Annotated in this window: 24 protein-coding genes; 16 read left to right on the forward strand and 8 right to left on the reverse strand. The window is 55.4% G+C overall.

Annotated elements, in window-relative coordinates; translation table 11 throughout:
* The first annotated feature begins 279 nt into the window (after nt 1-279).
* Nucleotides 280-2,085, forward strand: coding sequence for an ABC transporter transmembrane domain-containing protein (locus ACSQ3H_RS06305; protein WP_436116263.1), 1,806 nt, complete (start codon nt 280-282; stop codon nt 2,083-2,085).
* A gap of 599 nt (nt 2,086-2,684) precedes the next feature.
* On the opposite strand, the gene ACSQ3H_RS06310 is transcribed toward ACSQ3H_RS06305, so the two are convergent.
* The 7 genes from ACSQ3H_RS06310 to ACSQ3H_RS06340 all read right to left on the reverse strand — a co-directional run bounded on the left by ACSQ3H_RS06310 (nt 2,685) and on the right by ACSQ3H_RS06340 (nt 9,508).
* Nucleotides 2,685-3,716 carry a peptidoglycan -binding protein gene (locus ACSQ3H_RS06310; protein WP_436116264.1) on the reverse strand — a complete coding sequence of 344 codons (1,032 nt, stop codon included), beginning with the start codon at nt 3,714-3,716 and terminating at the stop codon, nt 2,685-2,687.
* A complete protein-coding gene (locus ACSQ3H_RS06315) occupies nt 3,716-4,738 on the reverse strand; it encodes a MotA/TolQ/ExbB proton channel family protein (protein ID WP_436116265.1) in 1,023 nt (340 codons plus the stop codon). The genes ACSQ3H_RS06310 and ACSQ3H_RS06315 overlap by 1 nt, the downstream gene beginning before the upstream one ends.
* 209 nt (nt 4,739-4,947) lie before the next feature.
* Nucleotides 4,948-5,739, reverse strand: coding sequence for an inositol monophosphatase family protein (locus tag ACSQ3H_RS06320; RefSeq protein WP_436116266.1), 792 nt, complete (start codon nt 5,737-5,739; stop codon nt 4,948-4,950).
* Nucleotides 5,740-5,817: 78 nt separating this feature from the next.
* On the reverse strand, nt 5,818-6,381 hold the full coding sequence (gene efp / locus ACSQ3H_RS06325; protein ID WP_106719145.1) for an elongation factor P: 564 nt from the start codon (nt 6,379-6,381) through the stop codon (nt 5,818-5,820).
* 149 nt (nt 6,382-6,530) lie between these two features.
* On the reverse strand, nt 6,531-7,694 hold the full coding sequence (locus tag ACSQ3H_RS06330) for a M20 aminoacylase family protein (protein WP_436116267.1): 1,164 nt from the start codon (nt 7,692-7,694) through the stop codon (nt 6,531-6,533).
* Nucleotides 7,695-7,785: 91 nt separating this feature from the next.
* On the reverse strand, nt 7,786-8,847 hold the full coding sequence (locus tag ACSQ3H_RS06335) for a tetratricopeptide repeat protein (protein WP_436116268.1): 1,062 nt from the start codon (nt 8,845-8,847) through the stop codon (nt 7,786-7,788).
* Nucleotides 8,848-8,851: 4 nt separating this feature from the next.
* The gene (locus ACSQ3H_RS06340; RefSeq protein WP_436116269.1) at nt 8,852-9,508 is read right to left on the reverse strand and encodes a thiamine phosphate synthase; all 657 of its coding nucleotides are present in this window, start codon (nt 9,506-9,508) and stop codon (nt 8,852-8,854) included.
* Nucleotides 9,509-9,860: 352 nt separating this feature from the next.
* On the opposite strand from ACSQ3H_RS06340, the gene ACSQ3H_RS06345 reads away from it, so the two are divergent.
* The 6 genes from ACSQ3H_RS06345 (at nt 9,861) to ruvB (ending at nt 15,145) form a co-directional block, all read left to right on the forward strand.
* Entirely contained in the window at nt 9,861-10,628 is a 768-nt protein-coding gene (locus tag ACSQ3H_RS06345) for a sulfite exporter TauE/SafE family protein (protein WP_436116270.1), read from the forward strand.
* Nucleotides 10,629-10,766: 138 nt separating this feature from the next.
* Nucleotides 10,767-11,963: an OpgC family protein gene (locus tag ACSQ3H_RS06350; protein ID WP_436116271.1), complete on the forward strand. Its 1,197-nt coding sequence runs from the start codon at nt 10,767-10,769 to the stop codon at nt 11,961-11,963.
* 351 nt (nt 11,964-12,314) lie between these two features.
* Nucleotides 12,315-12,848, forward strand: coding sequence for a protease adaptor protein RcdA (gene rcdA, locus ACSQ3H_RS06355; RefSeq protein WP_436116272.1), 534 nt, complete (start codon nt 12,315-12,317; stop codon nt 12,846-12,848).
* Between the two features lie 74 nt (nt 12,849-12,922).
* The gene (gene ruvC, locus ACSQ3H_RS06360; protein ID WP_436116273.1) at nt 12,923-13,450 is read left to right on the forward strand and encodes a crossover junction endodeoxyribonuclease RuvC; all 528 of its coding nucleotides are present in this window, start codon (nt 12,923-12,925) and stop codon (nt 13,448-13,450) included.
* Nucleotides 13,447-14,064, forward strand: coding sequence for a Holliday junction branch migration protein RuvA (gene ruvA, locus ACSQ3H_RS06365; protein WP_436116274.1), 618 nt, complete (start codon nt 13,447-13,449; stop codon nt 14,062-14,064). Before ruvC ends, ruvA begins: the two co-directional genes overlap by 4 nt.
* Before the next feature lie 40 nt (nt 14,065-14,104).
* Nucleotides 14,105-15,145 carry a Holliday junction branch migration DNA helicase RuvB gene (ruvB, locus tag ACSQ3H_RS06370; protein ID WP_436116275.1) on the forward strand — a complete coding sequence of 347 codons (1,041 nt, stop codon included), beginning with the start codon at nt 14,105-14,107 and terminating at the stop codon, nt 15,143-15,145.
* Here the strand turns inward: ruvB and ACSQ3H_RS06375 are convergent, their stop codons facing one another.
* Nucleotides 15,146-16,303, reverse strand: a complete 1,158-nt coding sequence (locus tag ACSQ3H_RS06375) for a glycoside hydrolase family 5 protein (RefSeq protein WP_436116276.1) — start codon at nt 16,301-16,303, stop codon at nt 15,146-15,148.
* A gap of 151 nt (nt 16,304-16,454) precedes the next feature.
* On the opposite strand from ACSQ3H_RS06375, the gene ybgC reads away from it, so the two are divergent.
* The 9 genes from ybgC (at nt 16,455) to ftsH (ending at nt 26,122) form a co-directional block, all read left to right on the forward strand.
* On the forward strand, nt 16,455-16,928 hold the full coding sequence (gene ybgC / locus ACSQ3H_RS06380; RefSeq protein WP_436116277.1) for a tol-pal system-associated acyl-CoA thioesterase: 474 nt from the start codon (nt 16,455-16,457) through the stop codon (nt 16,926-16,928).
* Nucleotides 16,929-17,161: 233 nt separating this feature from the next.
* Nucleotides 17,162-17,869, forward strand: a complete 708-nt coding sequence (gene tolQ / locus ACSQ3H_RS06385) for a protein TolQ (protein ID WP_436116278.1) — start codon at nt 17,162-17,164, stop codon at nt 17,867-17,869.
* A gap of 45 nt (nt 17,870-17,914) precedes the next feature.
* Entirely contained in the window at nt 17,915-18,364 is a 450-nt protein-coding gene (tolR, locus tag ACSQ3H_RS06390) for a protein TolR (protein WP_436116279.1), read from the forward strand.
* A gap of 6 nt (nt 18,365-18,370) precedes the next feature.
* Complete coding sequence (locus tag ACSQ3H_RS06395) at nt 18,371-19,480, forward strand: cell envelope integrity protein TolA (protein WP_436116280.1); 1,110 nt, start codon at nt 18,371-18,373, stop codon at nt 19,478-19,480.
* A gap of 38 nt (nt 19,481-19,518) precedes the next feature.
* Nucleotides 19,519-20,835, forward strand: a complete 1,317-nt coding sequence (tolB, locus tag ACSQ3H_RS06400) for a Tol-Pal system beta propeller repeat protein TolB (protein ID WP_436116281.1) — start codon at nt 19,519-19,521, stop codon at nt 20,833-20,835.
* A gap of 231 nt (nt 20,836-21,066) precedes the next feature.
* Nucleotides 21,067-21,570: a peptidoglycan-associated lipoprotein Pal gene (gene pal, locus ACSQ3H_RS06405; RefSeq protein ID WP_436116282.1), complete on the forward strand. Its 504-nt coding sequence runs from the start codon at nt 21,067-21,069 to the stop codon at nt 21,568-21,570.
* 307 nt (nt 21,571-21,877) lie between these two features.
* Entirely contained in the window at nt 21,878-22,738 is an 861-nt protein-coding gene (gene ybgF / locus ACSQ3H_RS06410; RefSeq protein ID WP_436119367.1) for a tol-pal system protein YbgF, read from the forward strand.
* Nucleotides 22,713-24,092 carry a tRNA lysidine(34) synthetase TilS gene (gene tilS, locus ACSQ3H_RS06415; protein WP_436116283.1) on the forward strand — a complete coding sequence of 460 codons (1,380 nt, stop codon included), beginning with the start codon at nt 22,713-22,715 and terminating at the stop codon, nt 24,090-24,092. The genes ybgF and tilS overlap by 26 nt, the downstream gene beginning before the upstream one ends.
* A gap of 95 nt (nt 24,093-24,187) precedes the next feature.
* The gene (gene ftsH, locus ACSQ3H_RS06420) at nt 24,188-26,122 is read left to right on the forward strand and encodes an ATP-dependent zinc metalloprotease FtsH (RefSeq protein ID WP_436119368.1); all 1,935 of its coding nucleotides are present in this window, start codon (nt 24,188-24,190) and stop codon (nt 26,120-26,122) included.
* Nucleotides 26,123-26,164: the final 42 nt, after the last annotated feature.

Genomic DNA, 26,164 nt, shown 5'->3' on the forward strand with positions numbered 1-26,164 from the left:
ACGTCACAGGGGCGTGGGCTTCCAAAACTGTTGGCGAGCCTATACATCAGCCTTTAAGCAATAACAAGGCCGTCTGGCCGCAAAGTCGCAAAGCGATGTGAGGAAGACCTAAGACATGGCCGATATGGCTTGCAGAGCGAGATGGGATCATATTGAATCGTTCTGCCGGAGGAAATTTGGGACAAGGTCGAGGGGTTTGGTGAGGCCGATGGAAAGGCATCGGCCTCGCCACCTTCCTAGTGGATTGTCTTGCCATCCGAGAAACAGAACGGCTCCAATATGACCCCATCTCGCTCTGACGAAGCGGAAAGAAAGCGCCGCTCATTGAAACCGTTGAGACGTATCTTCCCTTATATGTCACGCTATCGGGGCATGATAGCTGGTGCGCTGGTTTCATTGGTCCTCGCGGCGGTGACGACGCTGACGCTTCCGCTGGCTGTCCGGCGCATGATCGACCATGGATTTACCGGCGCCAATGGCGCTTTCATGAACAATTATTTCGGCATGCTGGTGGTGCTTGCCGCGCTTCTCGCCCTCGCTTCGGGCGGCCGTTACTATTTCGTGATTACGCTCGGCGAGCGCATTGTTTCCGATTTGCGCCGCGATGTGTTCGACCATCTGACCAGGCTTTCCCCGGCATTTTTCGATAGCACGCAATCGGGCGAGATCGTGTCGCGCCTTACGGCGGATACGACACAGATCAAATCAGCCGTCGGCGCGACTGCTTCGGTTGCGCTGCGCAACCTCATTCTTGCCTTGGGCGCTATCGTCATGATGGTGATCACCAGTGCCAAGCTTTCGGGGCTGGTTATCGCGGCGATCCCTCTAATCATCATTCCGCTGGTGGCTTTCGGGCGATCGGTGCGCCGCCGTTCGCGTGCCGCCCAGGATACGTTGGCCAATGCCACCGCCTATGCCAGCGAATCCATCATTTCCGTGCGTGCGTTGCAGGCGTTTACGAACGAAAAACTGGCAACAGCGCGCTTTGGCGCATCGGTCGAAGATGCGTTTGCTGCGGCGCGATCGTCGGTGAAGGCCAGGGCGATCTTGACCGCCTTCGCTATTTTCATGATCTTTTCCAGCGTTGTCGCCGTGCTTTGGTTTGGCTCGCGCGATGTCCTTTCAGGTGCGATGACGCCGGGAACACTTGGCCAGTTCCTGCTTTATGCGGTGTTCGCGGCAGGTGCGCTGGGTGCGCTTTCCGAGGTTTGGGGTGAACTGTCGCAGGCATCCGGCGCTGCCGAAAGATTGATGGAAATCCTGGCGGAGAAGCCGGCAATCGAAACACCCACCAATCCTGTTGCATTGCCGCTGCCACCGATCGGCTCTGTAAGCTTCGACGATGTCCACTTTAATTATCCATCGCGCCCGGATGCTCCGGCCCTGAAGGGCCTTGATTTCAACATCCAATCGGGCGAGACCGTCGCCATCGTTGGCCCGTCCGGCGCCGGCAAGAGCACCGTGTTTTCGCTGCTGCTGCGTTATTATGACCCTGTCTCTGGTAGCATCCGCATCGATGGTGTCGATCTCCGCAAGGCTGACCCATCAGCCATCCGTTCGCGCCTTGCCATCGTTCCACAGGACACGACGATTTTTGCCACGACCGCACGTGAAAATATCCGCTTTGGCAGGCTTGGGGCTACAAATGGCGAGATCGAAGCTGCAGCCAAGGCCGCATTGGCGCATGATTTTATCGGAGCGCTCGACCATGGCTATGATACGCAAGTCGGCGAACGCGGCGTGACACTGTCTGGCGGCCAGCGTCAGCGCATTGCCATCGCGCGCGCCATCCTGCGCGCCGCGCCTATTCTTCTGCTAGACGAGGCAACCTCTGCCCTTGATGCTGAAAGCGAAATGCTGGTGCAGAAGGCGCTCGACCATTTGATGCACGGCCGCACAACATTGGTGATTGCTCATCGCCTCGCAACTGTGCTGAAGGCCGACCGCATTCTGGTCATGGAGAATGGACGCATTGTCGAGGAAGGTACGCATCAGACGCTGGTCAAGAAGAACGGCATCTATGCCAGCCTCGCCAAGCTGCAGTTCGAAGCGGGCGCGGATGCCTTCAAGGGCGCTGCGGAGTAACGGCGTGACGCCGTTTCGTGGATAAATATAACTCAGAACTCCTGACGGGTACTGTAAGTGGGATAAGTTTTGGTACAAAAATCCCGGTTATTCAAAAAATAATCGTGGCTGTTTATCCACGACCTCCAAACATCGCTTATTCTAACGGCGTCCTTTCCACGGGGAGCTGCTTCCGGAGCCGTTCGAAAGTGGGGAAGGACGGCGTGTCAGTGGGCGGGCAACGGACCCAAGCGCTGGCCGACCTGTTCGTCTTCGGAGGTCAATCTGTGCATACAGGCAGATATTGCCTCCGATTGTTGACGCCAAACGCCAATCGTGCGGACACTGCACCGACGGCGACGATGGGCCCGGACTCCAGGCGTTCATCCACTCGCCCCGCGGAACAGGCAGAAGCTGGCCGGCAGGGGGACAACGTTAGCGGGCGGTCTTCGGATCGCATTATCTATCTACCAAGGCGCGCTTCGACGACCGCCCGTCTTCCCACCACCATTCAATGACCAGACGCGAAAGCGGGCGTGGCAAGGGGGAAGCATACCCGGTTCTTTGATATGATGGACACAGATTTACGGGAAAGAAGGTGCCCGTAGTGAGCGCTCCCCTTAGCGTTCAGTCAATTTCAGCTCAATACGGCGGTTTCGGGCACGCACTTCCGGCGCGTCGCCGGGTTCGAGCGGTTGAAATTCGCCGAACCCTGCTGCTACAAGGCGGTTTGCCGGAACACCATTGGCAATCAAGAATTTGACCACGGAAATGGCGCGTGCCGACGAGAGCTCCCAATTGTCTTTGAACTGACCGGTCCCGGAAAGAGCGACATCGTCCGTGTGGCCATCGACACGCAGAACCCAGTTGATGTCGTCAGGGATTTCCTTCTGCAGATCGATCAAGGCGGCGGCGAGTTTTTTCATTTCCTCGGAACCGGCCGGATTGAGGATTGCTGTTCCTGATGGAAACAGCACTTCGGACTGGAAGACGAAACGATCGCCGACTATGCGGATGTTCTCCCGGTCGGAGAGAATTTCGCGCAGGCGGCCGAAGAAGTCCGAGCGGTAGCGGTTAAGCTCCTGCACGCGTTGTGCGAGAGCAACGTTGAGCCGCTTGCCGAGATCGGCAATCTTGGCGTTCGATTCCTTGTCACGCGATTCAGAGGCATTGAGAGCGTCTTCCAGGGCGCCGATCTGTTTGCGCAGGGCCATGATCTGCTGGTTGAGAATTTCGACCTGCGACAGTGCACGTGCGCTGATTTGTTTTTCATTCTCAAAACCCGTGGAGAGCTCGTTGATCTTGCCTTCGGCTGCGGCGCCGGCACCTGCACCTTGAGAGAGCAGGGACTGAAGCCGTGACTGCTCGTTCTGCGCACTGGTGAGCGATGCCTGCAAATTGGCGATCGTATCTTCCAGATCCTGTTTGTTGCCCTGTTCGAGCGACAATAGTTGTGTGAGTTCGTTGATCTGGGAGTTGAGCCTGTTGAGCACCGCGTCCTTGCCGGTAATTTCCTGGCTCAAGAGAAACTGCGCCAGAACGAAGACCGAGAGCAGAAACATGATCGACAGGAGCAGCGTCGACAGCGCGTCGACAAACCCCGGCCAGTAATCAACATGGCGAATGGCTTTGCGGTTGCGAACGAGAGCCATCAGTTTGCCTTGTCGCGGGCGATGGCATCGCCCAGTTTGGCTAGCGTTTGGCGAATGGCTTTTTGTTCGTCAGACTGTTTTTCGACCCAGTCCCGCATCATCTGCTGCTCGGACCGCATGTTCTTCACAAGCCCCTGGATGCCTTCGGCAAGGCTTGCCAGAGCAGCCGTTGTGCGCTGGCTCGATCCGCCAGTCTCCTGAATGTTTTGCAGGCGTTCCGACAATGCGCGGAGTTCGTCGGAGGCACCACTGCTCGCGGCATCGAACGCGTGCAGGTCGGAGCCAAGATCCGTGACGCTTGATAGCCAGTTTTCCAACTCGGTATAGAAGCGGTTTTGAGCCCGACCCGCCTGCAAATCGAGAAAACCCAATATGAGCGATCCGGAAAGGCCAAAGAGCGAAGAGGAGAAGGCCGTGCCCATGCCGCGGAGCGGTGATTGCAGACCAGCTTTCAGCGAGTCGAGGACGCTATTGGCATCGCCAGCACGAGGGTCGAGTGATTGGATTGTCTGGCCGATGGAGCCGATCGTTTCGAGAAGTCCCCAAAAGGTTCCCAGAAGGCCGAGAAACACCAGAAGGCCGATGAGATAGCGCGAGATATCACGGGTTTCATCAAGCCGCGCAGCAATGGAATCAAGCATGGAGCGCATCGCGCTGGTTGAAAGCGCCATGGATTGACGCCGTCCAATCAGCGCACGCATCGGCGCGAGCATGATTGGTTTGGCATTCGGATCATTGTTGCCCTGCCGGAAAGAATTGACCCAGCGAACCTCGGGAAACAACCGGATGACCTGGCCGAAACCAAGGAGGATACCGACAATCAGGACGCCGATAATCAAGCCATTGAGGCCCGGATTGGTGGTGAAGAAGACCGAGATCTGACGAAAGAGAATGGCGGCAAGGAAAGCAACGATTGCCAGAAAGATCGCCATCGATAGAAGCACGAACCGCGGGCTGGAGAGCCGGTAAGGATCAAAATCATCGCCGTCCACACCCTGGCGGGTCGAACTGAAATCAGCCATCGTGTCGTCTCCGCATCGCAATCGGTGCACATTACAGGTGCACAATGAACACACAATCCCTTGGCCTGCACGCTTTCCGTGCAAGTCAAATCGATTTCTGCGACCCTAACCGAAATTATGGTGAAATTGAAAGGTGCTCGGATGGCTGAATTTGCTCTCGTTTGAGCAAAACTCAGTCGTTGTTCCGGACATGCAACAATTACGTCGACTTAAATGGGCTTTTTCAACGTCTTCAGAAGGGCGCGCTGGATGGCCTCATTACCAGCGATGATAGCCTTGCTTTCGATTACGTCCTGCCCTCCATCGAGATTGGTGACGAAGCCACCGGCTTCACGGATCATGATGATACCCGCGCCGATATCCCACGGTGAAAGACCATCCTCCCAGAAACCGTCGAGGCGGCCTGCTGCGACATAGGCCAGATCGAGAGCCGCCGCGCCCATGCGGCGGATACCGGACACTTCGGCCATGACGTTGCGCATTTGCAGGAGGTAGTTGCCGTGATCGCCGCGACCGAGATGGGGAACACCGGTCCCGATAACGGAATCCACCAGCTTGCTCCGTCCGGAAACGCGCAGGCGGCGGTCGTTGAGAAATGCTCCACCGCCGCGTTCCGCTGTGTAGAGCTCATCCATGGCTGGATTGAAGATGACGCCGGCCACGATCTGCCCCTGGCGCTCCAGTGCTATGGAGACGGCGAAAATCGGGATGCCATGCAGGAAATTGGTGGTGCCATCCAGCGGATCGACCAGCCAACGGTGCTGGCTGTCTATGCCTTCGACTACACCTGATTCTTCCATCAGGAAGCTGTAATCGGGACGGGCACGGCGCAATTCCGCGTAAATGATTTCTTCGGCCTTCTTGTCCGCCTGGCTGACATAATCACCCGGTCCTTTTAGCGAGACCTGAAGGTTCTGAACTTCGCCAAAATCGCGAGCGAGCGAGCGGCCGGCTTTCATAGCAGCCTGCACCATTACATTGAGGATCGCTGAACGCGCCATTTCGGGTTATTTCTCCGTCAAATCAAAAATTATAAAGCGCCAATTCCGCCAAGCGAGGAACTGGCGCTTTGGACCCGCTTAGTCAGCGCGGCGGACATATGTCAGTTCGTTCGTATCGACGACGATACGCTCGCCTGACGAAATGAACGGCGGAACGAGAACGCGGATGCCGTTTTCCAGAACTGCGGGCTTGTAGGAAGACGCTGCCGTCTGACCCTTGACGACAGGATCTGCCTCGGTGATTGCCAGCGTTACATAATCAGGAAGCGAAATGCCGATCGGACGCTCGTCATAGAGTTCGACCGTGACCATCATACCGTCCTGAAGGAACGCGGCGCGATCGCCAACGAAATCCTTTTGCAGCTCGAGTTGTTCATAACTATCGGTATCCATGAAAATCAGCGCTTCGCCCTGTTCGTAGAGGAAGGAGAAATCCTTCTGCTCGAGGCGGACCTTCTCGACAGTCTCGGCAGAGCGGAAACGCTCATTCAGCTTCGTACCATTGATGAGGTTTTTCAATTCCACCTGGTTATAAGCACCGCCCTTGCCGGGTTTGACATGATTGGTCCTGACAGCAACCCAGAGGCCGCCATCATGTTCGATCACATTGCCGGTGCGGATTTCATTACCGTTGATTTTCATTTGTGTACTCGGATTTGTGTTGAATACCCGCGCCAGTCTTCACGGCGGCGGTCAAGAATGGCGCTTCCAAGACCACAAATTCACGAAATAGGCAAGAGAGGGCGCAAAAACAGCCTCAATGCCTCTTCTCGATGTTCGCCATCAGTGACTCAGGCGGCTAACGCTGTTTCCGCTAGTGAGACCCAATAGCTGATGCCGTAGGGAATGGCGTCGTCGTTGAAATCATAAGCTGAATTGTGGAGGCCTGCTGAATCGCCGTTGCCGATAAAAACGAAGGCGCCGGGCCGCTGTTCCAGCATATAGGAGAAGTCCTCGGCGCCCATCACTGGCGGCATATCTGTCGTCACAGCGGTGTTGCCAACGATCGTTTGGGCAACGCTGACAGCGAACTCCGTTTCACGCTCATGATTGAATGTCACCGGATAGCCCTGATGATAGATGACTTCCGCCTTGCCGCCAAAGACGGCCGCAGTCGACTCGACGATTTCAATGAGCCGCTTTTGTGCGAATTCGCGCACCTCCGGCACGAGGGTGCGAACTGTACCGCCAAGCTTGACGACATCGGGAATGACATTGGACGCGTCGCCACCGTTGAGCTGCGTTACCGAAACAACTAGAGCGTTCAGAGGATCGGTCTCGCGCGAGACGATTGACTGCAGGGCGAGAATGATGTGGGCCGAAATCACCACCGGATCGACGGTCGTTTGCGGTTTTGCGGCATGGCCACCACGTCCCGCAACCGTAATCTCGAACTCGTTAGTCGCCGCCATGATCGAACCCTTTCGGGTGGCGAATTGACCAACGGGCAGGCCTGGCGCATTGTGCATGCCATAGACTTCGCTGATCCTGAAACGGTCCATCAAACCGTCGTCGATCATTGCGAGAGCCCCGGCGCCACCTTCTTCAGCAGGCTGGAAAATAACAACAATCGTGCCTTTGAAGTTGCGAGTTTCCGCAAGATATTGTGCTGCGCCAAGAAGCATCGCGGTGTGACCGTCGTGGCCGCATGCATGCATCTTGCCTGGTGTTTTCGAAGCCCAGGGTTTGCCGCTGGTTTCAGCTATCGGCAATGCGTCCATGTCGGCGCGAAAACCGATAACCGGTCCGTCCCCATGACGACCACGAATAATGCCGACAACGCCGGTCCTGCCGATGCCGGTCTCGACACTGTCGCAGCCAAATTCTCGCAATTTTTCTGCAGCGAATCGCGATGTTTCATGCACGTCATACATGATCTCTGGATTCTCATGCAGATGCCGGCGCCATTCGGCGACATGTTGCTGCATATCATGAGCGCGGTTGATCAACGGCATTTTCTATTCCCATCAGTTGAATTGAAGTGCTGGTCGTCGTGAACCTATTGCTGTGATGATCAGCGCGTCAACATATCAGATCGAAGGCGGCTCACTGCAACTTGTTTGCTTCTGCGATTGCGGCCTGTTTCTGGGTATCGTCGAGGCCATCCATGAACGATTCGAGTTCTGGATCATTCAAACCTGCACGCTTGGCGACAATGTACCACGCAGCCGCCTTGATGAAATCGCCCTCGACGCCGAGGCCGTCACGGTAGAGCTTGGCGAGACGCGCCTGCGCTGCGACGTTGCCGCCCGTTGCCGCGCGCAACATCCAGCCGAAGCCGGCTTTATAGTTTTTTGCCCCGCCACGGCCCGTAACAAGCCAGCTCCCTAGATCGAGCTGAGCTGTGTCGTATCCCTTGACAGCGGCTTTCGCCAAATATTGCCGTGCCTTGGCATCATCGCGCGGAATAGTCAGTGTGCCGTTGGCGAGAACCTGGCTGAGCGCATATTCTCCATCGGGAAGACCCTTGTCCGCAGCCTTCTGGAACCAGGGATAAGCGTTCTCGATGCCTGTGGCACCGGGCCGTTCTTGCAGCAGGATTTGACCAAAATTGAACTGTGCCGGGGCATTTCCAGCGTCTGCTGCAGCTTTCATCAACTCCTTCGCTTTCTTGGGGTCCTTCGGGGCATATTTGCCCTGAAGTAGGATCACTGCATAGCGGAATTGTGCCTCAGGCAATCCCTGCTCTGCAGCCTTGCCGTACCATTTTGCCGATTCCTGCATATTCGTGGGGACACCCAGCCCGCGCGCCAGTATTTCAGCCAGCAAAACCTGGGCGGCGGGATCACCTCCCTCAGCACGCGGCAAAGCCAGGTTGTAAGCCGTTTTGTAGAGACCGCGTTGATAGGCGCCGAAAGCGTCGTCTTCCGGACCTTTGCCAAACCGCGTTGGGTTGACCGTCTCAAGGGCGGGATCATTGGGTGATTTGGGCTTATCCTGCTTGGGAGTCGTTTCCGGCGATGCGGGCGTTGCGGGCGCAAGAGTCGTTGCCGGTTCCGCCGCGGGTGGTTTTTGAGCGGTCTGGGCAAGGCCTCCTACTGTGAAAACCGGCATGGCCATTAGTGCAACCGCAACAAAACAGACGAGTTTTCCTAGTCTTGCTCCCATAGAATTATTCCTCAAATCTAGGCGCGTGCTCGTCAAGAAGCCGGTTGGCCTCCCGGACAGCCCCTGCCGGATCTGCTCGATCAAAGATGGCCGAACCAAGGGCGACGAATTCAGCACCCGTTGCTACGGCATCGGGGATGCTTTCGAGAGTATTGCCTGCCTGAATGATGCAAGGAATCTCGACCATGGAAGCCCACCAATCCGCAAGATCAATGTTGCGCGGATGGGCTTCCGGCTTGTTATCGGCACCAATCTTGCCAAACAGCACATAATCCGGTTGGGCCTCGCCAATTTCCAGTGCGGTATGGCGGTTCTTGATATTGCCGGTACCAACGATCATTTTGGGCGAAAAGCGTACCACATTGGCTGCAATATCAGCGACCGCTCCCTCGATATGCAGACCGTCTGCTTTGACGCGACCAGCGATCTGTGTGTTGCCGACGATGATTGCTGCTGCACCGGCATTCTGGATAATCGGAACGGCTGTTTCGGCGATGGTCTGGAACAGAGTCTCGTCCGCTTCATATGCGGGCAATAATACCGAAGCGACGTCACCGCCCGAAAGCGCATCGCCAAGCAGCTTGGCAAGTTCAGCTGCGCTCGCAGCAGGAGGCGCAATCAAAACGATACGGCAGCGTTGAGGTGTCGGTTCGATGTTCATGGGTTGCGACCTTACAATCGTTCTTCATAGACCGGGCAATCGTGATAGAATTCGGGCATAGAGGATGAGAGTTGCTTTGAACAGTCCTGACAAACTTTTGATAACTTCAGTCTGACAGGCATCTGATGCGATTTTCTGTGCTTCCAGTGCTCAAGGACCCGAAAGTCCACCGCGTTTCAGTTCTCCAGAACCGCACCACGTGCCTCGTCAGGCTGAGTTCTCAATAGGTCTCTCTCGAATTCTTGCGAATTCAATATCTTATGTATCAAATCGGGGCATATTTCCAAAAAGCATTTTCAATTGTGTCGAGCAGGGTTAAAGGGAGAGGTCTCTCCTGCCGGATTTTCCCGCCATGCCAGATCTTCTGATGAACCCATGGTTCTATGCCGCCGCCGTCCCGGCCACCATTCTCATAGGCCTCTCCAAAGGGGGGCTTGGCGGTGCGATGGGGCAGGTCGGTGTGCCATTGATGGCGCTCGTCATGCCGCCGGTACAGGCCGCAGCTATCATGTTGCCCACTCTGATCATCATGGATGTTGCAAGTCTTTGGTCATGGCGTGGTTATCGCGACCCCATGACACTGAAACTGATGCTACCTGGTGGTTTGCTTGGCGTTGGTATTGGCTGGCTAACCGCCTCGATCGTTACCGATGACATGGTGAAGCTGATCGTCGGATTGGTCGCGATCATTTTTTTCGCGCGCTATATCTTTGCAAGTGCAGAAAGGCGTGCAGCCGCACAACCCCACAATGCCGGGTCGGCCACGCTCTGGTCGATGATCGCCGGGTTTACAAGTTTCGTCGCCCACGCGGGCGGTCCACCCTATCAGGTCTATACTCTGCCGCTACGGCAGGATCCAAAAGTTTATAACGGAACCAGCGTTATTTTCTTCGCGATCATCAACGCGATCAAGGTCATTCCATATTTTGCGCTCGGTCAGTTCGACGCGACGAATCTGAAAGCATCCGCCGTGCTCATGCCGCTTGCGCCACTCGCGACTTTTGCCGGCGCGTGGATCGTCAAGCGGATGCGCCCCGAGGTATTTTACCCGTTCATGTATGTGATGATTCTGCTGATGGGTCTGAAGCTCACCTACGACGGACTTGCGAGCTTGTCATAATTTTGAACGAAAGTTGATCGGCGCAATCGCAACTTTTGCCCTATGTCAACATTATCAATCACACCCGCCCAAGCGAGTCGCTTCCCATCGAGGCCGGAAGCGCAATTGACCGCGCATGACAGGATATTGGTGAACGCTATGACACAGAACCAGCTCAAACAGCGGGACACCCGTATCGACGTATTCAGGGCTTTGGCTCTTCTCACGATCTTCATCAATCACATTCCGGGAACGGTCTATGAAAACCTGACCCATAAAAACTTTGGATTTTCTGACTCCGCCGAGGCGTTCGTATTGATCTCCGGCATTGCCGTCGGTCTCGCCTACGGTTCCAAGTTCGAACCCGGGAGTCGTCTTCTGGTGACGCTCAAGGCCTGGCGGCGGGCTACAACCCTCTACTGCGCTCATATCCTCACGACGATCGCGACACTTGCGATTTTCTGTGCTGCAGGTATCTACCTGAAGCGCCCGGAATTCATGTCGTTCATCAATATCGGTCCGCTTATGGATCAGCCTGCAAAGGCACTTATCGGCCTTGCGACGATGGGTCATCAGATTGGCTATAACAACATCCTGTCGATGTATGGCGTGCTGTTGCTGATGCTGCCATTATTCCTGATGATCGGAAGCATTAGCCTCACGGTCATGCTGGCAATTTCCGGCCTTCTATGGCTGGTTGCAGGAGTGTACCAAATCGCGCCGCCAAACTATCCGACCAATGGCGTCTGGTTTCTCAACCCGCTGTCGTGGCAGTTCCTCTTTGTCATTGGGATAGCAGGGGTTATGCATGTGCGCCGTGGCGGGACCATTGCGTTCAACAAATATTTGTTCGGCCTTTCCGTAGCCTATATCCTGATTGCACTAGCTTGGGTGCGTTGGCCATTATGGGGTGTCGATACGTCATTGGGCCTGCCGACGGTCGTAACGGGCTTCGACAAAACGTTCCTGTCGCTGACCCGACTGGCCCATGTTCTGGCGCTTGCCTACGTGATTGTTTCGGTGCCGGCGGTTTCCAATCTTGCTCGAACGGCTCCAGAGCATCCGCTGGCCATTCTCGGCAAGCATTCGCTGCCGGTTTTTGTTGCCGGTACGATCCTTGCCATGGTTGCGCAGGTCGTCAAGGTTCTGAATCCAGGTGGGTTGCTCGACGATACGCTTCTTATCGCGAGTGGGATCATGGCGCAATTTGCCCTGGCCTACTATCTCGAATGGCTGCCGCGCATCGGTTGGGGCGGGCGTCCGGTACAAAAGCCGGTCAAGCCCCAAACCGTGGTTGCCGGCAAGCCGATGAACGGGGCAATGAAGCCGGCAACGAGAGCGGTGGCCTCGCGATGAACTCAACTTTCTTGTTACCGTTAACCAGTCGTTAAGCATTAGAATCTATAAATTGATCATCCAGTTTTCTGGATTCTTACCAAGTGGTTTGGCCACTTTGTTTGACGCCTCCCTGTTAGACTCCTGAGAGCCGCCTCGTTTTTTGCGGCTCTTTTTTTATGTTCATATCCAATGTTTAACCCTGCCGTTAACCCTTTATTAAGGATAAACTTGCGCTCCTGTGAGGATGCAGGCAGGTTGCTGGGGACTACTGCTCGCCGACCGTTGTGATACCTCGCTTGCTGTTCCAGTAAGGGAGCACTGCTTTGGTAAATTGCGGATCGTGGCAGCGCATTTTAGGTAACAGGGCATATGATGACCGAACAGGAATTCCACGTAGACAACACAATAAGACTAGCAGAGCGTATGGTTCGCTCGGAGAGCTTCAATCATCTCTATGACGAGGGCATGAGTCTTGTGGAAGAAGCCGCTTTCTATCTCGACGGTGAAGGCCGTGAGGAGGCCAAGCGCTTGTCGCGCATAGCGGCGACGCTTTATGCCGCCGAATCAATGCGGCTGACAACGCGCCTGATGCAGGTCGCATCCTGGCTGCTTCTTCAGCGTGCATCCCGCAGCGGTGAAATGACACTTGAACAGGTGCTTTCCGAAAAAGCCAAGGTTCGGCTCGATACGGACTCGGCGCCTGAAACAGTTGTCGGTTGGGATGAAATTCCGCTATCCTATTGCGATATCGTGCACCGCTCATTGCGCTTGCAGGCTCGCGTCCGCCAGATGGATGATGAAATCTACAATGAAGGCGCTGGCGTTGAGCAAAAGCGGCTCCTCTCGACCAATCCGGTCTCCGATCAGCTCAGTTTGTTGGCAACTGCATTCAGCCATCGCTGACGACTCACAAGTTTGTTTCTCTTTTGTTCACCTTTTTGCTGTCAAGATCGATGACACATGGATAAGGTCTCGACATGAAAGAAGCGATTCGTATCATCGGCATTGATCCCGGTCTTCGGCGGACGGGCTGGGGTATCATCGAAACGCTTGGTAACTCACTGCGCTTTATTGCGGCTGGTACCGTTCTTTCAGACGCCAAACTCGATCTCGCCTCGCGCCTTTGTCAATTGCATGATGGACTCGCCAGGGTGATCCACGAGATGATGCCGCACGAATCGGCTGTCGAACATACCTTCGTCAACAAGGATGCCACTGCGACGCTCAAGCTTGGCCAGGCTCGGGGTATCGCCTTGCTGGTGCCCGCGCTTGCTGGGCTGCACGTTGCCGAGTATGCACCGAACGCCGTCAAGAAGGCGGTGATCGGTGTCGGGCACGGCGAAAAAAAACAGATCCACATGATGGTTAAGGTGCTGATGCCGAAGGCGGTATTCGACACGGATGACGCTGCCGATGCTCTGGCCATTGCTATTTGCCACGCTCATCATCGCCAAAGCGCAATCGGGCGCTTCGCTATCGAGCAGAAACTGGCGTCACTCGGATGATCGGAAAGCTCAAGGGTACAGTCGATGAAATTGGCGAGGATCACGTCATCGTCGATGTGCATGGGGTGGGTTACGTTGTCTTCTGTTCGGCGCGGACACTTTCCAACATGCCCGACCCGGGCGAGGCGGTTGTCTTACTCATAGAGACTTATGTGCGTGAAGATTTGCTCCGTTTGTTCGGTTTCGGCACCGCGCTTGAGCGTGAATGGTTCCGCCTGTTGCAAAGCGTCCAGGGCATTGGCGCCAAGGTTGCGTTGAGCGTGCTTGGGACATTGACACCATCCGATCTCGCTAATGCCATAGCCCTGCGCGATATCGCCATGGTCAGTCGCGCGCCGGGGGTCGGCAAGCGTGTGGCTGAGCGCATCGTTACGGAACTGAAGAACAAGGCGCCAGCCTTTGCTGGCGAGGCACTAGGTACCATCGGGCTCAAGCAGGAGTTGGGCGAGGGCGTCGCACCCGCTTCGGTTACCGACGCAGTGTCGGCTCTGACAAATCTCGGCTATTCGCGCGATCAGGCGGCTAACGCTATCGCCGCTGCCATGAAGGATGCGGGTGAGAACGCCGACTCAGCCAAGCTGATCCGGCTTGGCTTGAAGGAACTGTCGCGCTGATGCTGTTGTTTGAACGCGCGGGTTATGCGAGGACAGGCGCATGAGTGATGCAAGCCGTCTGATTTCGCCCGACAAGCGTGGTGAGGATCTCGATACCTCTCTGCGCCCGCAGACTCTTGCCGATTTTGTCGGTCAGGCGGCGGCGCGCGCTAATCTGAAAGTGTTCATCGAGGCGGCGAAGTCGCGCGGCGAAGCACTCGACCATGTCCTGTTCGTCGGGCCGCCCGGTCTTGGCAAGACCACCCTGGCGCAGATCATGGCCAAGGAACTCGGTGTCAATTTTCGCTCGACCTCCGGACCGGTGATCGCCAAGGCCGGCGATCTTGCGGCGCTGCTGACTAATCTCGAAGAGAACGATGTTCTCTTTATCGATGAAATCCACCGCCTCAATCCAGCGATCGAAGAGATTCTCTACCCGGCAATGGAAGACTATCAGCTTGACCTGATTATCGGAGAGGGACCTGCGGCCCGTTCGGTCAAAATTGATCTCGCCAAGTTTACTCTGGTTGCCGCGACAACAAGGCTGGGACTTTTGACCACACCGTTGCGGGATCGCTTCGGTATTCCTATCCGGCTCAATTTCTACACGGTCGAGGAACTGGAACATATCGTGCGGCGCGGGGCACGGATCATGGGCATTGGCGTTACCGATGACGGAGCGTTGGAAGTCGCTCGTCGTGCGCGGGGTACACCGCGTATAGCCGGACGTCTTCTGCGCCGCGTGCGGGATTTCGCCATTGTCGATGGCAAGGACAAGATCGACCGCGAGACGGCGGATTCCGCGCTGTTGCGCCTTGAAGTTGATACGCTCGGTCTTGACCAGCTCGACCGGCGCTATCTTGCGATGATTGCTCATAATTTTGGTGGTGGGCCGGTTGGTATCGAAACGATCGCTGCGGGACTTTCGGAACCTCGCGATGCGATCGAAGATATTATCGAACCCTATTTGATACAGCAGGGCTTTATCCAGCGTACCCCGCGCGGGCGGGTTCTAACCGCAAATGCGTGGAAGCATCTTGGCTTGAACGCACCGGCCGATATCATCCAGCAACAGATCAACCTCTTCCAGGAAGACAATTGATTACTCGGTTTTTAGCCCGAGACCTTTCAGAATTACCGGGTCGAGCACACGCTGTTTGTCATCGAGTGTGATGCCGAAAGCGCCGCCCCACGACCAAACCGACCAGGGAAACCCGCGTTTCTGTGCGGCTTCGGTCACGTCCTTCAAATAAGAAGCGCGCCAGTCTGACGGCATGCGAAATTTCTTTTGATATTCCTTCCGTATCATACCAAATTCGCCCAGAAATATGCGCTCCGGGGGGATATTGTTGTTCTTTCCCCACGCCTCCGCCTTGTCGAACGGTTCGTTCAATGCGGCAAGAACCTCCTTATAATTTGTTATGCCGCCCACCATTTCGTTGAAGCCGATCAGAAGCTCTTCACGCCTCTCCTTGGGCGCTTTGGCCTCGATTGTTTGCCGGATGGCGGCTAGACGTTCTTGGAAGGCTTTTTCGCCCATCAGATCCGGCGGATAGGGCAAGCCTTCGACATAACTCATGGAATCGCCTGTCCAGTCGGCACCTTGATGGGTCAAGACGTAGGGTTCATAGGAATGAAAGGTCCAGATGACATTGTCGTCGGCGATGGGAGTGGGGTCAACCTTCTCCAATCCATAGGCGCTAGACCAACACCCCCCGGACAAAACCAATGTATGGTTCGGGGCTGCATCGCGAGCAGCCTTATGCAACTGCAACAACATTGCCGGCCATTTAGGGAAAAGTGTGGGATCGCAATCGATCACCGGCTCGTTGAATGGTTCAAACGCAGTGGTAGCTGGGTCCGTGTCGGACAATGCTCTGCCAAGCCGTCCGACCATTTGTACGTATCGCGTGAATAGCGCTTCATCGGCGATCACATGGTTGGTGTCGACCTTTCGCGTATCGCTTGGGATGGAATGAAAATCGACGATTACCTTGAGCCCCGCCTTATGCAGCATGTCTACCGTCTTGAGCGTTTCGGCAATGAGCGTCGTCACACGTTTCTCGGACGCGTCCTCCAGGAAGATGGCGGGATCGATCGGCATGCGGACGAAATCAAAGCCCGCCTTCCTTATATCTTCCAGAGTACCGATGCTGATGCCTCGTCGCCACTCAGGAAAATTTGCGAGGACGGCTTCCTCATCCCAGCGCTCAGGTCGCGGCCACGTGGTCCATAGATCGAGATTGAGACCATGCTTCATGGTGAATGTCGTGGCTGAAGTGGTCACCGAGCCAGCAACTAGGCAAGAGAGGCAAAGAAGGGTGCGTAGCAATGGCAGGAACAATTCTTTCGCATCCTATTCAGGAGGGCTCTGGACAAAATGCCCGCCAAGCCTGCAAAAGGGAAGGACCATGATCGAAAACAATTCTTCATCATCAATTGCCACCGGGTTGGCCGGTGAATTGACAGATGCCGGACACCGTCTGCTGGTGCGGGTGTACTATGCCGATACGGATTTTTCCGGACTTGTCTATCACGCCCGTTACCTCGAATTTCTGGAACGTGGGCGTACGGATTATCTGCGTCTGCTCGGCGTGCATCATTCGGAGCTTGTTGACGGAAAACTTGGTGAAAGCATCGTTTGGGTGGTACGGCGCATGGAGATCGACTTCAAATCGGCAGCAAGGATCGATGACGTATTGACGATCGAGACGCGAACGGCAGAAATATCCGGCGCAAGGGTGAGGATGGCGCAGGCCATTAAGCGGGGAGACGATCTTCTTATCTCCGCGACCGTGGAAGCAGCGATGATTAACGGTGCCGGCCGTCCGCGACGGTTTCCGGCCGAATGGATCAAGCTCTTTCAGCCACAATCGCAGGAATAAGCGTTTATAATAGCCAGTTCCGCTGAATCATAACTGATCCTTAACCATAACAAATCATGAATAGGACGATCAAACGGGGGCGTTTTGCGTTAACGCCTTCGTTTTACCAAATTTAACGTCAAGAAGCCGCGGTATGGTTACTGGAAAATTCCGGTTTCAAGCGTGGCTCATCTGGATTGAGACGATTGCGACCCGGTCAACATGCCGGGTTTTCGGATTCGAGGATTGTGGATATGGAAAATTTAGCGGTTGCCGTTCAGACATCGGACGTGTCCTTGTGGGGCCTGTTCTGGCAGGCCGGATTTGTGGTCAAACTTGTGATGGTGGGTCTGCTCGGCGCGTCCATCTGGACCTGGGCGATCATCATCGACAAGGTTCTCGGATTTGGCCGCGCCAAGCGCGCCTTCGACCGTTTCGAGCAAATCTTCTGGTCGGGACAATCCCTTGAAGAACTCTACCGCAACCTCGGCGACAAACGCACCACCGGCATGGGCTCCATTTTCATTGCCGCGATGCGGGAATGGAAGAAATCGTTCGAAAAAGGCGCCCGCTCGCCGATCGCACTGCAAATGCGTATCGACAAGGCGATGGATGTGGCGCTGGCACGGGAGAGCGACTACCTCGCCGCGCGACTGACTTTCCTCGCAACCATCGGCTCGGCCGGACCGTTCATCGGTCTGTTCGGCACGGTCATTGGTATCATGACCTCGTTCATGGGCATTGCGGGTTCAAAATCCACCAGCCTTGCTGTTGTTGCACCGGGTATTGCTGAAGCACTGCTGGCAACAGCCATTGGCCTTGTCGCCGCCATTCCGGCGGTTATCGCCTACAACAAGCTTTCGAGTGATGCGGGAAAACTGACTGCGCGCATGGAAGGCTTCGCCGATGAATTCTCCGCCATACTCTCGCGGCAAATCGATGAGAAGCTGCCACGGGCTTGAGGACACGTTTGAGAAACCGATACGTTAATTGCAGGATTTGATGCCATGGGCATGTCGATAGGTAACAACGGTTCTTCAGGCGGACGCCGGCGTCGCGGACGGGCCAGCAAAGCGTTGATGAGCGAGATCAACGTCACGCCCCTCGTTGACGTGATGCTGGTGCTGCTGATCATTTTCATGGTCACAGCACCAATGATGACGGTGGGCGTTCCAATCGATATGCCCGAAACATCGGCGCAGACCCTGAACAGCGAAGCCGACCCGATCTACGTTACCATTAATCAGCAGGGGCAGATCTATCTGCAGGAAACCGAAATTCCGCTCGAAGAAATCGTGCCGAAACTGCAAGCCATCGCCAAGACTGGCTACAGCGAACGCATTTTCGTCAAGGGTGATAAATCCGCCGACTACGGAACGATCATGAAGGTCATGGCGCAGATTTCCGGTTCGGGTTTCAAGAACATAGGTCTCGTCAGTCTCCCGGAGGCTAACTGATCAACCATGCGGGCCAGCGTCACATCCTCCGCAATCATCCATGCTGTGGTCATCGGCTGGGGGCTCTTGTCGTTTTCCACGCCGACGCCAATGGATATGGCGAATTCGGAGTCGATGCCGATAGATATCGTTTCTGATACGAGCCAATTGCAGAAGGGTGACAAGAAAGCGCCAAAGGCTGAAAAGCCAGCGCCCAAGCCGACACAAAAACCCCAGACGATTCCGGACGCACAGAATATAGGCGACAGCGAAACGGATGTGGAAACCAAACCCACTCCCGAGACGAAACCAAAACCGGTCGAAGCTGCTCAAGCACCGAAGCCCTCGGAGACGCCCGTTGCCAAACCTGACCCGCAGCCGGAACCCAAGCCGGAAGTGAAGCCTGAACCGAAACCGGTTCCAGTACCTGCTACAGAAGTAAAGCCAGAGCCTGCTCCGAAGGAAGAGGTAAAGCCTGATCCTGTAGCCGAAGCGATCAATGAGATTAAATCCGATCCGGTGCCGAAAGAGGAAGCCAAGCCGACGCCGACACCCCCGGTAGATAAGCCCGCCGAGGAGGCGTTCAAGCTGCCCGATACGGTAGCGAAGCCTGAAGCCAAACCGACACCGCCAGCGCAGACGGCGAAGACGCCAGATCGCAAGGAAGTACCGGAAAAGCCAAAGCCCACTCAAACTGCGTCGACGCCTTCAAAGGATAAAGACGGCATCGCTGATCAAGTCGCAGAGCTTCTGAACAAACAGAAGCCATCGGCGGGAGGAGCCAAGCGATCGAGTGATCAGGCCTCCCTTGGCGCGAACAAGGCTACCGGCGGATCCAAACTTAGCCAGAGCGAGATGGATGCGTTGCGAGGACTCATCGAAGGGAACTGGAACAAGCCAGTCGGAGCCGAAGAGACCCCTGAAATGATCATCATTGTGAAATTCAGGCTAACGCAGAATGGAGAGATTGACGGCCGACCCGAGGTTACCGGCAGCGGTGGCGATTCAGCGTTGTTGAATGCGGTAAAGAGTAGCGCCTTGCGGGCGGTGATGAAGTCAGCACCGTTTAACCTACCCCAAGATAAATACGACACCTGGTCGAGCGTCGAATTGACGTTCCATCCCGGTGCTACCTGATGTCGATAATAGGCCAGCCAAAAGAGGGCCCTGAACTAATGCTAAAAATATTCCGGACTTTATGTGCAGCTTTCGCGATGGTCGTGGTGACATTGATCGTGGCGACGCTACCAGCGAAAGCCCAATTGAAACTTGATATCACCAAGGGTGTTGTCGAGCCGATGCCCATAGCGATCACAGATTTTCTTTCGGGCGATCAACTCGGCACGAATATTTCCAATGTGATTGCTGCAGATCTGGAGCGATCGGGATTGTTTGCGCCCGTCGATAAAGGCGCCTTCATCGAAAAGATATCCAATCCGGACGCCGCTCCTCGCTTTGAGGATTGGAAGGTCATCAATGCTCAGGCACTCGTAACGGGCCGGGTTACCAAGCAAGGCGACGGCCGGTTGAAGGCTGAGTTTCGCCTTTGGGATACATTTGCCGGGCAACAACTCGATGGGCAACAGTTTTTTACCTCACCTGAAAGCTGGCGCCGCGTCGCGCACATTATCGCCGATGCGATTTATGAGAAGCTCACGGGTGAAAAAGGCTATTTCGACACCCGTGTTGTCTTCGTCGACGAATCCGGTACGAAAGAAAAGCGCATCAAGCGCCTCGCTATCATGGATCAGGACGGCGCCAATGTGCGCTATCTGACCAATGGCAAGGACCTTGTTCTGACGCCGCGGTTTTCGCCAAGCCGTCAGGAAATCACTTACATGTCTTTCGAGGGCGGAAAGCCGCAGATCTATCTTCTGCAGCTCGAAACTGGTCAGCGCGAGCTTGTCGGAAATTTTCCGGGTATGACTATTGCGCCGCGCTTCTCGCCCGATGGTCAGAAGGTCGTTATGAGCCTTTTGCAGGATGACGGCAGCGCCAATGTCTATACGATGGATCTGCGTAGCCGGACCACGACGCGTCTGACGAGTACGTCAGCCATCGACACAGGCGCATCCTATTCTCCCGATGGCACTCAAGTGGTGTTCGAGTCGGATCGCGGTGGCCGGCCACAGATCTACAAGATGGGCGCCGACGGATCCAATCCACAGCGCATCTCTTTCGGCGATGGATCCTATTCGACGCCGGTATGGTCGCCGCGCGGTGATCTTATCGCCTTCACCAAGCAGTCTGGTGGTGAATTCTCTATCGGCGTGATGAAGACCGATGGATCGGGTGAGAGAATTCTGACCAGCGGCTATCACGACGAGGGTCCGACCTGGGCACCGAACGGCCGTGTGCTGATGTTCTTCCGCTTGCCGCCCGGCTCCAACAGCCCCAAACTTTCGACCGTCGATCTGACCGGCCGGAATCTGCGCCAAATTCAGACCCCGAACTTGGCATCCGACCCAGCCTGGTCGCCCTTGCTTGAATGATTTGGTGGACAAACCAGTAATAACGGACATTCGCGGCGGTGTTGCAGAACATCGCCGCGAATTGTCGTCTTTCCGCCTTAATTTGTGCCTTAAGGGTGCACGACACACTGTCAATTTCGCCGTTAATCCTGGTGTTAAGAGTGGATTAACCCTGTTTCTTGAACAGGCCTTAACCTCGATATGGTTACTGCTTGTTCACCGAAACAATTCAATTCTTAAGGAGTCCAGGCTATGCGCCGCTTCGAAATGATCGCCCGCAGTCCAGTTTTCGTTGCACTCTTCCTGTCTCTCGCTATTGCGGGTTGTGCTTCGAAGAAAAACTTGCCTAACAGTGCCGGTGACCTCGGCCTTGCTGGCAGCGCAAAACCTGGCTCCACTCAGGATTTCACGGTCAATGTCGGTGACCGTATTTTCTTCGACGTTGACTCGTCCGTTATTCGCGCCGATGCGCAGCAGACATTGGCCAAGCAGGCTCAGTGGCTCCAGCGCTATCCGAACTACGCAATCACGGTCGAAGGTCATGCTGACGAACGCGGCACGCGTGAATACAATCTTGCCCTTGGCCAACGGCGTGCAGCCGCGACACGCAATTACCTTGCATCGCAGGGCGTACCCGCAGCACGCATCAAGACCCTTTCCTACGGTAATGAGCGTCCGGTCGCCGTTTGCGACAGCGAATCCTGCTGGTCACAAAACCGCCGTGCAATCACCGTTCTTGGTGGCGCAGGCAGCTAAGCCGACCTGATTCTACCCAGGAAAAAGCGGCTTTCGGGCCGCTTTTTCTGTTTCAACTCCGGTCAAAACAAAATTTGGCCGAAGTCACGTTGCTCGTGTTAGATAAGCTGCCGCAAATCCCAGCGGTGTTTCTATTCCCATATCAGGGGCGGTAAAAGGAATGAACAAACGACTAAAGAGAATGGTACTGGCGATGACGGTGCTGCCATTTCTGGCGACCGGCGTGGGCCATGCCTCCAACATTGATGGCGGGTTTTTCCCGCCAGTGCCGAAGACGGACATCGCGACGAGCGATGCGCCTGTCTTGATGGCGCAGGCAGGCGATCCGCGTGTCAGCCAGCTGGAGGAACAGATCAGGCAGCTTACCGGCAAGATCGAGGAACTGAACTTCCAAATCCTTCAGATGCAGGAGCAGATGCGGAAGGTGCAAGAAGACAATGAATTCCGGTTCCAGGAACTGGAAAAGGGCAAGCGCTCGGATGCCGGCGGCAAGAGCGACCGCAGCGTCGCTTCTGTAACGCCGTCGCGGAAAACCGGGGAGGCATCGACTGATGCCTCCCCCGGTTCAACGGCTTCCACTCGGGACTCGTCAGCCGGCACTACTGATTCCGTTGCTATTGACCCACAAACCGATTCTTCCAGCTCACCTCAGCTTGGCGAGCCGCCGCGCCCGCTTGGACAAATCGAGTTTGATGCCAATGGCAACGTAATTGGTGGTTCAAGAAATGATACCCCTCCTGTGCCGTCGGCAGATAATACAACCGTAGCATCGCTGCCGGATACCGATGATCCGAAGGTGCTTTACAGTCAGGCGTATCAGTTGTTCCTGTCGGGAGATTATAAAAGCGCAGAAGCGGCGTTTCGTAGCCATGTGGATCGTTTCCCGAAAGACCCGGCGGATCCTGATGCGCGATACTGGCTCGGTGAATCGCTTTATAGTCAGGGGCGTTTCCAGGAGGCCGCCTCGGTCTTCCTTGACAATCACAAGCAATTTCCTGACGCCAAAAAGAGCCCCGAAAACCTTTTGAAGCTCGGCATGACGCTGGCCAGGATGCAGGATCATGAGGTTGCCTGCGCGACGTTTGCCTCAGTGACCTCCCGCTATCCCAATATCTCTACAGCGATCAAAGAGCGCGTGAAGAATGAACGTGCCGCCAACAAATGCTGAACCGGGTCTTGATCTTGCCGGCATTTTCAATGGGATTGATTTCAAGGGACTGAAATCGGTCGTTGTCGCGGTATCCGGTGGCAGTGACTCCTTGGCACTGTTGCATCTTTTGATCGATTATCGCGCGGGACGTACCACCTTTCCAGAGATAATCGCGGTCACGATTGATCATGGACTTCGACGGGAATCGGCGGATGAAGCGCATTTTGTCGCGAGACTTTGCGAAAAGCTTGGAATTGCGCACCGGATATTGAGCTGGGACGGACCAAAACCGGTTACAGGCCTATCTGCCAAGGCGCGCGATGTTCGCTATAATCTGCTGTGTCTTGCTGCGCGCGATGCCGCCGCCGAAATGGTTCTTACAGGTCATACGCTTGACGACCAGATCGAGACCTTTGTCATGCGCTCGGCACGAACGGGTGAAGGAGGGAGCGAACGCGGATTGGCCGGCATGGCGCTGGCGACTCTGCTTGACCGCGAAATCTGGCTTGTGCGACCCTTGCTCGATGTCTCGCGCGAACAGTTGCGCGACTATCTGCGTAGGAGAGGGATTGTCTGGCGAGACGATCCTTCCAATGATAATCCGAAATACGAGCGCGTCCGAATTCGCAAGGCGCTACGGAATGCGGACCGGCAAGAAATTGCGTGCGAGATTGCTGAAAAAGCAAACAAAAGACGATTGCTGAGCAACATGGTTGCGCAGTTTCTACCGCATTGTGTGACAATTTACGATGGAATCCGCGCTGAAATCAGTCGTGAAAACTGGGTCCTGCAAGAGCAGGATGCCCAGCACCTTGCCATTGCCGTGCTCATGGCGACGATCGGCGGGCAATCGTTCCTGCCTCCCGCGGAGAATTGCGACAAAGCCGTGCAGTATATTTGTTCGCAACATTCATCGGGGCGTATCACAATGAACCGTTGTGTTCTTCAACTCAAGAACGACAAGGCGCTTATCTATCGTGAAATGCGCTCGCTGCAGGAAGTCAACGTCGATCCAGGCACGATTGCTATCTGGGATGGGCGCTACCGGATCAGCAATCATACCAACAGATCAATCAAGGTCACCGCGACTGGTGCTCGGGGGGTGGAATTTCTAGGCGATGCCCGCCCGACTGATTTTCACCGGCCATCGACTTTGTCGAGTCCTGCTTTATTTCTCGATGGCGAGATCGTTGATGTTCCGGCTGTCAGTGATCACGTGAAATTGCCTGATGGGATTTCTGTGACGCGGCACCTTGCCCTGTTCGATCATATTCTTTCGGGCTATGATGAAATCCTTGCTCAATCCGTTGCAGAAACCTTTCAACTACAGGGGTACAAGCGCTCCCCTGTAAACCAGATTAATAAGAATTGACATGAGTTTGAACGCCAGCCTTGGCAAGGACATGCTTCGAACCTATGTTACGTATGAATTCCGCGTCCTTGCGGTTATGATTGATGGGACCCGATATGAATCCTAACTACAGGAACTTCGCACTGTGGGCGATTATCGCCTTGCTTCTGATTGCGTTGTTCAACCTTTTCCAAAGTCCAAGCTCTCGTTCGGCGTCGAGCGATGTTCCCTATTCGCAGTTCATCAGCGATGTGAACAGCGGCCGTGTAAAATCGGTGACGATCGCGGGCAACCGTATTACTGGCACCTATTCCGACAATGGCGCCAGCTTCCAGACTTATTCACCTGGCGACGCCGGTCTCGTTGGCCGTCTTGAAAGCAAGAACGTACAGATTGCGGCTCGGCCTGAATCCGATGGGTCGACGTCCCTCGTTGGCATGCTGATTTCCTGGCTTCCGATGATCCTCATTCTCGGCGTGTGGATATTCTTCATGCGACAGATGCAAGGAGGCTCACGCGGCGCCATGGGTTTTGGCAAGTCCAAAGCCAAGCTGCTAACCGAGGCGCATGGACGCGTAACGTTCCAGGATGTTGCCGGCGTTGACGAAGCCAAGGAAGATCTTGAGGAAATCGTCGAATTTCTGCGTGATGCGCAGAAATTCCAGCGTTTGGGCGGTCGTATCCCGCGCGGCGTTCTCCTCGTTGGCCCTCCCGGTACAGGCAAGACGTTGCTCGCGCGTGCTATCGCCGGCGAGGCCAATGTGCCGTTTTTCACCATTTCCGGTTCTGATTTCGTTGAAATGTTCGTCGGTGTTGGTGCATCGCGTGTTCGCGACATGTTTGAACAGGCGAAGAAGAACGCACCTTGCATTATCTTCATCGACGAAATCGACGCGGTTGGCCGTCATCGTGGCGCTGGCCTTGGCGGTGGCAATGACGAGCGCGAACAGACCCTCAACCAGTTGCTGGTGGAGATGGATGGTTTTGAAGCCAATGAGGGCGTGATCCTCATTGCGGCAACCAACCGGCCTGATGTACTCGATCCTGCACTACTACGTCCGGGCCGTTTCGACCGTCAGGTTGTCGTGCCAAATCCGGATGTTACGGGTCGTGAAAAGATCCTGAAAGTGCATGCGCGCAATGTCCCGCTGGCACCGAATGTCGATTTGAAGGTTCTGGCTCGTGGTACTCCCGGGTTCTCCGGTGCCGATCTTATGAATCTTGTCAACGAAGCAGCCTTGATGGCTGCGCGCCGTAACAAGCGCCTTGTCACTATGCTCGAGTTCGAAGACGCCAAAGACAAGATTATGATGGGTGCAGAGCGCCGCTCAACTGCCATGACCCAGGCGGAAAAGGAACTGACTGCCTATCACGAAGCTGGTCACGCTATCGTTGCCCTCAACGTCGAAGTGGCTGATCCGCTGCACAAGGCGACCATCATTCCGCGTGGTCGTGCGCTTGGCATGGTTATGCAGTTGCCCGAAGGTGATCGCTACTCGATGAGCTACAAGTGGATGATCTCGCGTCTCGCTATCATGATGGGCGGCCGTATTGCCGAGGAACTGAAGTTCGGCAAGGAGAACATCACCTCCGGCGCATCATCGGATATCGAGCAGGCAACCAAGCTTGCGCGGGCAATGGTGACCCGTTGGGGCTTCTCCGACAAGCTCGGCCAGGTTGCTTATGGCGAGAACCAGGAAGAGGTTTTCCTCGGTCACTCCGTTGCACGCACGCAGAACGTTTCGGAAGAGACTGCGCAACTGATTGACGCAGAAGTGCGCAAACTGATCGACGACGCCTATACCCATGCCCGCACTATTCTGACCAAGAAGAAGAAGGAATGGATAGCCATTGCCGAAGGACTGCTCGAATATGAGACGCTGACTGGCGAGGAAATCAAGGCGCTGATGGCTGGCAACAAGCCTGCTCGCGATCTTGGCGACGACACACCGCCGTCGCGCGGCTCGGCAGTTCCAAAGGCTGGATCGGCCAAGAAACCACGCAAGGGCGATGAACCTGATAAGGGTTTTGAACCGCAGCCACAGTCCTGAATGTGGTATCCAACCTATACAAACGGCCGGTGAAAACCGGCC

It is taken from the genome of Phyllobacterium sp. LjRoot231 (genome assembly GCF_964253365.1).
Taxonomy (GTDB): Bacteria; Pseudomonadota; Alphaproteobacteria; order Rhizobiales; family Rhizobiaceae; genus Phyllobacterium.